This is a genomic window from Pseudomonas sp. MWU16-30322, assembly GCF_020515535.1.
Taxonomy (GTDB): domain Bacteria; phylum Pseudomonadota; class Gammaproteobacteria; order Pseudomonadales; family Pseudomonadaceae; genus Aquipseudomonas; species Aquipseudomonas fluorescens_H.
The window spans coordinates 56874-64923 of sequence record NZ_JAIWYL010000018.1; the positions used below are offsets into that span (position 1 = coordinate 56874).

The 8050-nt window shown below is 61.8% G+C and carries 6 protein-coding genes; 4 read left to right on the forward strand and 2 right to left on the reverse strand.

The features are described 5' to 3' along the window. Positions 1 to 28 precede the first annotated feature (28 nt). Positions 29 to 2176 (reverse strand): methyl-accepting chemotaxis protein, encoded by a 2148-nt coding sequence (locus LCH64_RS27745; RefSeq protein ID WP_226501921.1) that lies wholly within the window; start codon positions 2174 to 2176, stop codon positions 29 to 31. A gap of 450 nt (positions 2177 to 2626) precedes the next feature. Between LCH64_RS27745 and LCH64_RS27750 the strand changes: the two genes are divergently transcribed. Next, entirely contained in the window at positions 2627 to 3946 is a 1320-nt protein-coding gene (locus tag LCH64_RS27750; protein WP_003223519.1) for a Na+/H+ antiporter NhaC family protein, read from the forward strand. A gap of 192 nt (positions 3947 to 4138) precedes the next feature. After that, on the forward strand, positions 4139 to 5821 hold the full coding sequence (locus LCH64_RS27755) for a methyl-accepting chemotaxis protein (RefSeq protein WP_226501922.1): 1683 nt from the start codon (positions 4139 to 4141) through the stop codon (positions 5819 to 5821). Positions 5822 to 5945: 124 nt separating this feature from the next. On the opposite strand, the gene LCH64_RS27760 is transcribed toward LCH64_RS27755, so the two are convergent. Next, complete coding sequence (locus LCH64_RS27760; protein WP_045122366.1) at positions 5946 to 6881, reverse strand: LysR family transcriptional regulator; 936 nt, start codon at positions 6879 to 6881, stop codon at positions 5946 to 5948. A 113-nt stretch (positions 6882 to 6994) separates the two neighbouring features. On the opposite strand from LCH64_RS27760, the gene LCH64_RS27765 reads away from it, so the two are divergent. Together LCH64_RS27765 and LCH64_RS27770 are read left to right on the forward strand one after the other, a co-directional pair. Next, positions 6995 to 7480, forward strand: a complete 486-nt coding sequence (locus LCH64_RS27765) for a DMT family transporter (RefSeq protein ID WP_226501924.1) — start codon at positions 6995 to 6997, stop codon at positions 7478 to 7480. 2 nt (positions 7481 to 7482) lie between these two features. Next, positions 7483 to 7938 carry a DMT family transporter gene (locus tag LCH64_RS27770; RefSeq protein WP_003223524.1) on the forward strand — a complete coding sequence of 152 codons (456 nt, stop codon included), beginning with the start codon at positions 7483 to 7485 and terminating at the stop codon, positions 7936 to 7938. The last annotated feature ends 112 nt before the right edge of the window (positions 7939 to 8050 follow it).

The window sequence follows — 8050 nt, forward strand, 5'->3', positions numbered from 1 at the left end:
TTGAAGTCCAGTTGAATTCAAGTCCGAATCAGACCCGGAACTGATCCATCAGACTCTGCTGCTGATTCGCCAGGCTGTTCAGCGACTGGCTCACCCGCGCCGACTCATTGGCCTGCCCGGACAGCGATTCGGTCACGTCGCGAATGGTCGCCACGTTGTTGTTGATCTCCTCGGCTACTGCGCTCTGTTCTTCCGCCGCGCTGGCGATCTGCAGGTTCATGTCGCTGATCACCGTCACCGCATCGCCGATCTGGCGCAGTGCGGTCACGGCTTGCCCGACCTGTTCGACACTGCCCTGAGCCTGACGATGACTGTTGCCCATCGAACCGACCACATCCTGAGTGCCGGTCTGCAGTTGTTCGATCACCTGACGGGTTTCTTCCACCGACTCTTGGGTGCGGCGGGCGAGGTTGCGCACTTCGTCGGCGACCACGGCAAAACCGCGCCCGGCTTCACCGGCACGGGCGGCTTCGATCGCGGCGTTGAGGGCCAGCAGGTTGGTCTGTTCGGCAATGGCGCGGATGGTTTCCAGCACGGTGCCGATCTTCTCGCTGTTGGCGGCCAGGCCTTCGACTTGAACCATCGCCGCGCTCATGTCGGCGGCAAGGGTGTCGATGCTCGCGGTGGTGCGGTCGATCACGGTCAGGCCCTGACGGGTGGCGCGGTCGGCGTCCTTCGCCGCTTCGGCGGCTTGCGCAGCACTGCGTGCGACGTCCTGCGCGGTGGCGCTCATTTCGTGGGACGCAGTGGCCACCTGATCGACCTGACGGTATTGCTGCTCCATGCCGGCGCTGGTCTGGGTGGCGATGGCCGAGGACTGGTCGGCCGTGTTGCGCGCGTCCTGCACCGAGCGTTTCACTTCGGCGATGATCGGCTGCAACTTGTCGAGGAACTTGTTGAACCAGCCGGCCAGTTGACCGAGTTCATCCTGCTTGTCATAGGCCAGACGGCGGGTCAGATCACCTTCACCACTGGCGATGTCTTCGAGCATGTGGGCCACGCCGAGGATCGGTTTGGTCACGCTGCGCGCCATCAGCCACACCAGCAGCAGGCCGACCAATGCCGCCAGCACGCCGAGGCTCAGCTCGATCAGGGTGCCGGAGTTGTTGCTCGCATCGAGTTGCTGCTTGAGCGCTTCGGCGCGGCTGACCAGCACCTTTTCCGGCACGTCGAGCAACACGCCCCACGACGGGCCGCCGGGGATCGGCTGGAACGGCGACAACACTTTCAACTGGCCGTTGCTGTGCAGGCTGCTGACGCTGCTGCTGGCGGCGAGTTGACGCAGCAGTTCGGCGCCGCTGACGGTATCCACGGCATCCAGGCGCTTGCTCAGTTTGCTCGCATCCAGGCTGTAGCCGGCGAGCAGACCGGTGGGGCTGATGATGCTCACGGCGGTCTGGCCGTCGTAGAGCTTTTTGCTCGCGCCCTGGCTGATCGCTTGCAGGCTGTTGAGGTTGATGTCCACCGACAGCGAGGCGATGACTTTGCCGTTGACCATCAGCGGGAAGACGATGCTGGTCATCAGCACGTTCTGACCGTCGATCACATAGAAGTACGGCTCGATCACGCACGGCTTGAGCGTGGTGCGCGGGCAGGTGAACCAGGCGTTGGCGGCCTGACCGCTGGGGCCGGTGCTGGTGTCGGCCATGTCGCTTTCCGGCAGGGCCATCGAGGTGACTTTGCCGGGCGTCGGCTGCGACCAGTACAGGGCGAAGCGGCCCTTGTCGTTGCTGCCCAGTTCGGCCTGACCGGCGAACAATTCATCCTTGCCATCCAGCGCGTTGGCTTCGAACACCAGCGACAGACCGAGCAGATCCGGGTTGGCTTGCAGGGCGGACTTGACCTGACGGGTCATGTCTTCACGCAGGTCGAAGGCGTCGAGGAAGCGCTTCTCGGCCTGTTCGCGCAGGAACAGCACCTGCCGCGAGAAACCGTGACCGTATTGATAGGCGTCCATGAACTGCTGGCGAATACCGGCAGCCTGCACTTCGCCTTGGGATTCAATGCGCGCCTGGGCTGACTCGGTCAGCATCTCCATGCTCGAAGCTTTCACCAGCTCGGAGCTGTTCTCCATGCGATACAGCGAAAGACCCACCAGCAGGGTCACGATGCCAGCCAGGCACAGGCCGGCGAGCAGGGTGATTTTCCATTGAATGGAAAGTTGTCTGAGCGACATGGAGACGTCCTTATTCGATAAATATCTGAGACTTTGCACTGTAACGGCCGCGTTTCGGCTTTCTTTATTGTTCAGGCGCAATATGACCAATTGCCGCAGCTGAGTGACATTTAGGCCCCTGTGGCGAGGGAGCTTGCTCCCGCTGGGGTGCGTAGCACCCCCAAACCCTGCTAATGCGGTGATTCAGGCATAACGCGTCTACCGAGTTTGCGACTGCTGCGCAGCCGAGCGGGAGCAAGCTCCCTCGCCACAGGGTTCTCCTGCGCATCACCGGGTTCTGCATTGTCAGTTACATTTCAGTTCAGCCGCTCGCTTTGACACCGCCGCCACTCTGCGGCACAGTGCGCGCCCTTCTAATAAGACCCTCTTTGCAAATCCGCCGGTCAAGCGTTGGCGGACTCATCCTGTCTGGCGGTGATGATTTCATCGCAGTGTTTTTGAGGTAGTGAAATGAATGCAGTGATTGCTGCGGTCGGCGTCATGCTGATCCTCAGCCTGTCCCGCGTGCACGTGGTGATCGCGTTGATCGTCGGTGCGCTGGTCGGTGGCCTGACCGGTGGTCTGGGCATCGACGCCACGCTCAAGGCGTTCAACAGCGGCCTGGGTGGCGGGGCGACGGTGGCGTTGTCCTACGCATTGCTCGGCGCTTTCGCCGTGGCGATTGCCAAGTCCGGACTGGCCCATGCGCTGGCCGACAAGGCCCTGGCGATGGTCGATCGCCAACACTCGACCGGCGGCGGCAGCGTCAAGTGGCTACTGATCGGCCTGCTGTGGGTGGTGGCGATTGCCTCGCAGAACATCCTGCCGATCCACATTGCGTTCATCCCGCTGCTGGTGCCGCCGCTGCTCTATGTACTGACCAAGTTGCAGCTGGATCGCCGGCTCATCGCCTGCGTCATGACCTTCGGCCTGATCACCCCGTACATGGTGTTCCCGGTGGGTTTCGGCAACATCTTCCTCAACCAGATCCTGCTGGCCAACGTCAGCAAGGCTGGGGTCGATATCAGCCAGATCAACGTCATGCACGCCATGGCGATTCCGGCCCTGGGCATGGTCTTCGGCCTGTTGATGGCGGTGTTTTTCAGCTATCGGAAAAAGCGCGTTTACGATCTGGAAAAGATTGAGCAGGTCGAGCAAGTCAGCGTCGCCTACAACCCGAAGACCATTGGCATTGCCGGTCTGGCGATTGCCGCCGCGTTCATCATTCAGTTGCTGCTGGATTCGATGATTATCGGCGCACTGGCTGGGTTCCTGATCTTCTCGGCCTCGGGCATCGTCAAGTGGCGTGAGACCGACGACCTGTTCACCGAAGGCATGAAAATGATGGCGATGATCGGCTTCATCATGATCTCCGCCTCGGGTTTCGCCGAAGTGCTCAAGGCTACCGGCGAAGTGCGCTCGCTGGTCGAAAGTGCGGCGGCGTGGATCGATCACAGTCAGGCGATCGGCGCGCTGTTGATGCTGCTGGTGGGCCTGATGGTAACCATCGGTATCGGCTCGTCGTTCTCCACGGTGCCGATTCTGGCGGCGATTTTCGTGCCGCTGTGCGTGCAGCTGGGCTTCAGCCCGATGGCCATCGTGTGCATCGTCGGCACCGCCGGGGCGCTGGGCGACACCGGCTCGCCGGCCTCGGACTCGACACTGGGCCCGACCTCCGGGCTGAACGTCGATGGCCAGCATCACCACATCTGGGACACCGTGGTCCCGACCTTCCTGCACTACAACCTGCCGCTGCTGGCGTTTGGCTGGGTGGCCGCGATGGTGTTGTAAACGCTGAAACCTGTGGGAGCGGGCTTGCTCGCGAAAGCGGTGTATCAGAAACATAAATGTTGACTGACACGACGCCTTCGCGAGCAAGCCCGCTCCCACAGGGGAATGCGGTGAATCCCCCGCTCAACTTTTGCTATTGCGTGCCGTTAACGCCTTTAACCACGCCAATAAAACCAAAAGAGTGAGCCCCCCATGCGCTTGAGTCTCAAGGCCAAAGTCCTGTCCCTTGCCGTCCTGCCGGTGCTGCTCTTTGCGCTGGTCATCAGCCTGACCACGCTGTTCATTCTCCAGCAACAGGCGCACACCGAAGTCGAACAGACCCGCGAGCGCCTGCTCGCCGATGCCAAGGCCACGCTGCAAAGTTACGTCGCCGTGGCGATGACCACGATCAAGCCGCTGTACGACGCTGCCGCCCCCGGTGACAACGCGGCGCGGGCGCAGGCGATCAAGCTGCTGTCGGGCATCCGCTACGGCAAGGACGGCTACTTTTTCGGCTACGACTCCGAAACCGTGCGCCTGTTCAAGGCCAACGACCCCGAAGGCGTGGGTAAAAGTTTCAAGGACAACCGTGACCCGAATGGCGTCTACGTCAACCTTGGCCTGGTGAAAGTGGCGAAGGACGGCACCCACTATCTGCAATACAGCTCGCCACTGCCGGGCAATGCCAGTGTGCTGGTGCCGAAACTCGGCTACACCGAGTACCTGGCGAAGTGGGACATGGCGGTCGGCACCTCGGTCAACCTCGACGGCATCGAAGCGCAAGTCGCGGTGGTGCAGGCGCAAGTGCAGGAGCGCATGGAAGGGGTGATCCTCAGCATCGTTGGTGTGGCGCTGGTGGTGCTGTTAGTGATTGCCATCGCCGGGATGCTGCTGGCCAACACCATTCTGCGTCCGCTGAACCTGATGAAAGCCAACCTCGACGACATCGCGGCGGGCGAGGGCGATCTGACCCGCCGGCTGAACATCACCAGCCAGGACGAACTCGGCGAACTGGCTGGCTCGTTCAACCGTTTCGTCGACAAGATCCACGGTCTGGTGCGGCAGATCACCGAGATGACCATGCAACTGACCGGCCTGGTGACCCAGGTTTCCGATCAGGCTCAGCGTTCCGATCAGGCGATGGAGCGTCAGCGCCACGAGACCGATCAGGTCGCCACGGCGATCAACCAGATGTCCGCCGCTGCTCAGGAAGTTGCCAAGAGCGCGCAGAACGCCGCGGTCGCCGCGCAGCAGACCGACGAAGAAGGCCAGAGCGCCAAACGCGTGGTCGCCGGCAGCATCAAACAGATTCATGCGCTGGTGGATGACATTCGCAGCAGCGGCGTGTCGCTCGACAGCCTGCAGCAGGACGTGTCGTCGATTGTCGGCGTGCTCGGGGTGATCCGCTCGATTGCCGAGCAGACCAACCTGCTGGCGTTGAACGCGGCGATTGAAGCAGCGCGCGCCGGGGAGGCCGGGCGCGGTTTCGCGGTGGTGGCGGACGAAGTGCGGGCACTGGCCAGCCGCACGCAGATCAGCACCCAGGAAATTCAAGGCATGATCGATCGCCTGCAGGCCGGCACGCAGTCGGCGGTCGAGGCGATGCGCCGTTCCAGTGAAGCGGGCGATGGCACCTCGGCGCAGGCCAATCAGGCCGGCGCGTCGCTGGACGCCATGGCTGACCTGATCGCGACCATCAACTCGATGAATGCGCAGATCGCCAGCGCAGCCGAGGAACAAACCGCGGTGGCCGAAGAGATCAACCGCAGCGTGCATCAGATCGCGGTGGCGGTGGACAGCGTGGCGGATGAGACCCAGTTGGGCGCGCAGACTTCGCGCAGCCTTGCCGAACTTGGCCAGAGATTGGGCAAACTGGTGGGCCAGTTCCGTATTTAAGGTTGCTGCAAAAACTTTGTGGGAGCGGGCTTGCTCGCGAATGCGGTGTGTCAGATACAGAATCGTTGACTGACACGACGCCTTCGCGAGCAAGCCCGCTCCCACATTGGGTTTTGTGCAAGGCTCATGGTCTGTCCCAGTAGGGCACTTCGCCGAAGCACTCGACGAAGAAATCAATCACCGTCCGCACCTTCACCGACAACCTTCGACTCCCCGGCCACAGCACCGCGATCTGCTGCGGTTCGAGGCTGTTCGACACCTGATAGTCCCCCAACACCGGCACCAGCCTGCCTTCGCGCACCGCTTCACCAATCAACCACGATGGAAACATCACCAACCCGAGGCCTTGCTCGGCCGCTTGGGTGAGGGTGTCGGCGTGGTTGCCGGTGATCGGACCTTTGACCGAGTAGGGCGTCCAGTCGCCCTGATCCCGCCGGAAAAACCAGCGTTGCTGACCGGTCGCGCCTTTGTAGGCCAGGCATTGGTGCTGCGCCAGATCCTCCGGGTGTTGCGGTGTGCCGTGGCGCTTCAGATAAGCCGGGCTGGCCGCGACCTGGAAACGGTGCGGCGCGAGAATCCGCGCCTGCATGCTTGAGTCGTGCATCGGGCCGATGCGGAACAGCAGGTCGGCGCCTTCCTGCAACGGGTCGACGTAATGGTCGGTCTGCTGGATATCCAGTTGCAGCTTCGGATAGCGCGCGCACAACTGACCGAGCCACGGCGTCAGATGGCGTTGGCCGAACACCACCGGCGCGTTGATCCGCACCAGCCCGGTGGGTTCGCTTTGCTGTTCCTGCAACGCCTGCTCGGCTTCTTCCAGTTGCACCAGCACCAGCCGCGCATGATGGCCGAGCATGCGCCCGGCCTCGGTCGGCGTCACGGCGCGGGTGTGGCGGTAGAGCAGTTGCTGGTTCAGCGCCTGCTCCATCAACTGGATCTGCCGCGAGATCGAAGAGGGCGCCACGCCCTCGCGGCGGGCGACTTCGGAAAAACTGCCGTGGTCGAGCACCGCCACAAACAGCCTGAGTGCCTTGAAGCCCAGTTCGTTAAGCCCGTGCATTAATCGTCCTGCTGTGCGAGTTGCGCAAAAGTGTTGTCTGGATGCTCCCATTTATCGCACAGCGGCGCCAGCCGATAATCCGCGCCATCGTTTACTTGCGTGGGTTTTGAATGATGCAGACGTTGGAAGAAGTGAGTGTGGCGGCGCCGGCGACTCGGCCGGGGTTGCGCCTGTTGTTGCTGCCGCTGGTGATTCTGGCCGGCATGGGCCTGTCGATGGAGGCCGGGTTGCTGGGGCCGTTGGGGGAGCAGGTCGGGCATCTGTGGGCGACTTTGAGCATCTTCGGCGTGGGTTCGGCGATTCTGTTTTTGCTGCTGTTGTTCGCCGGCCCGCAGAAAGGCCCGGCGCTGACGGACCTGCCGCGCTGGCAGTTGATCGGCGGACTCCTCGGGCCGATCTATGTGGTGGTGCTGACCCTGGCGACACCGCATATCGGGATTGCGATGACGATGATCGCGATTTTGTCCGGGCAGGTCGGCAAGAGTGTGCTGATCGACCATTTCGGCTGGTTCGGCGCGACGCACAAGAAGGTCAATGCCGAGCGGTGGCTGGCATTGGGGTTGATTGTGGTGGCATTGGTTCTGATTGCGCGGGGTTGAAGATGAGTCTGGTTATTTTGTTGGCAGTGGTGGTGTTGGCGGGCGCGGTGTTGAGTGTCCAGGCGGCGATCAATGGACGCCTCGGTGAAAGCGTCGGGGTGTTGCGCAGCAGTTTGCTGACGTTTTTCGTCGGGGCGGTGATCACCGGGTTGTTGATTGTGTTTTTTGAGCCGGCCCATGCGGTGAGTTTGCTCGATGTGCCGAAGTGGCAGGTCTGCGGGGCGCTGTTTGGGGTGGTTTACATGATGGTCATGGTCGGCGCAGTGCCTGTTGTGGGGACGGCGGTGGCGACTGTTGCGGTGATTGTTGGTCAGCTTGGGATGGGGATGTTGATTGATAATTTTGGCTGGTTGGGGAATCCGGCGATCGAGCTTTCGTCTTCTCGGGTGTTGGCGATGGTTTGTCTGGGGTTGGCTTTGGTCTTTATGTATCGGAGTAGTGTTCGCGGTTCTGATTGAGTTTTGGGTGTATATCCGTTTTTTTTGGTGAAGGCTGATTAGGGTTCCGCCCTTACGGCGGGTCACTTTTGGCAAACGCCCCAAAAGTAACCAAAAGGTCTGTGCCCTGACG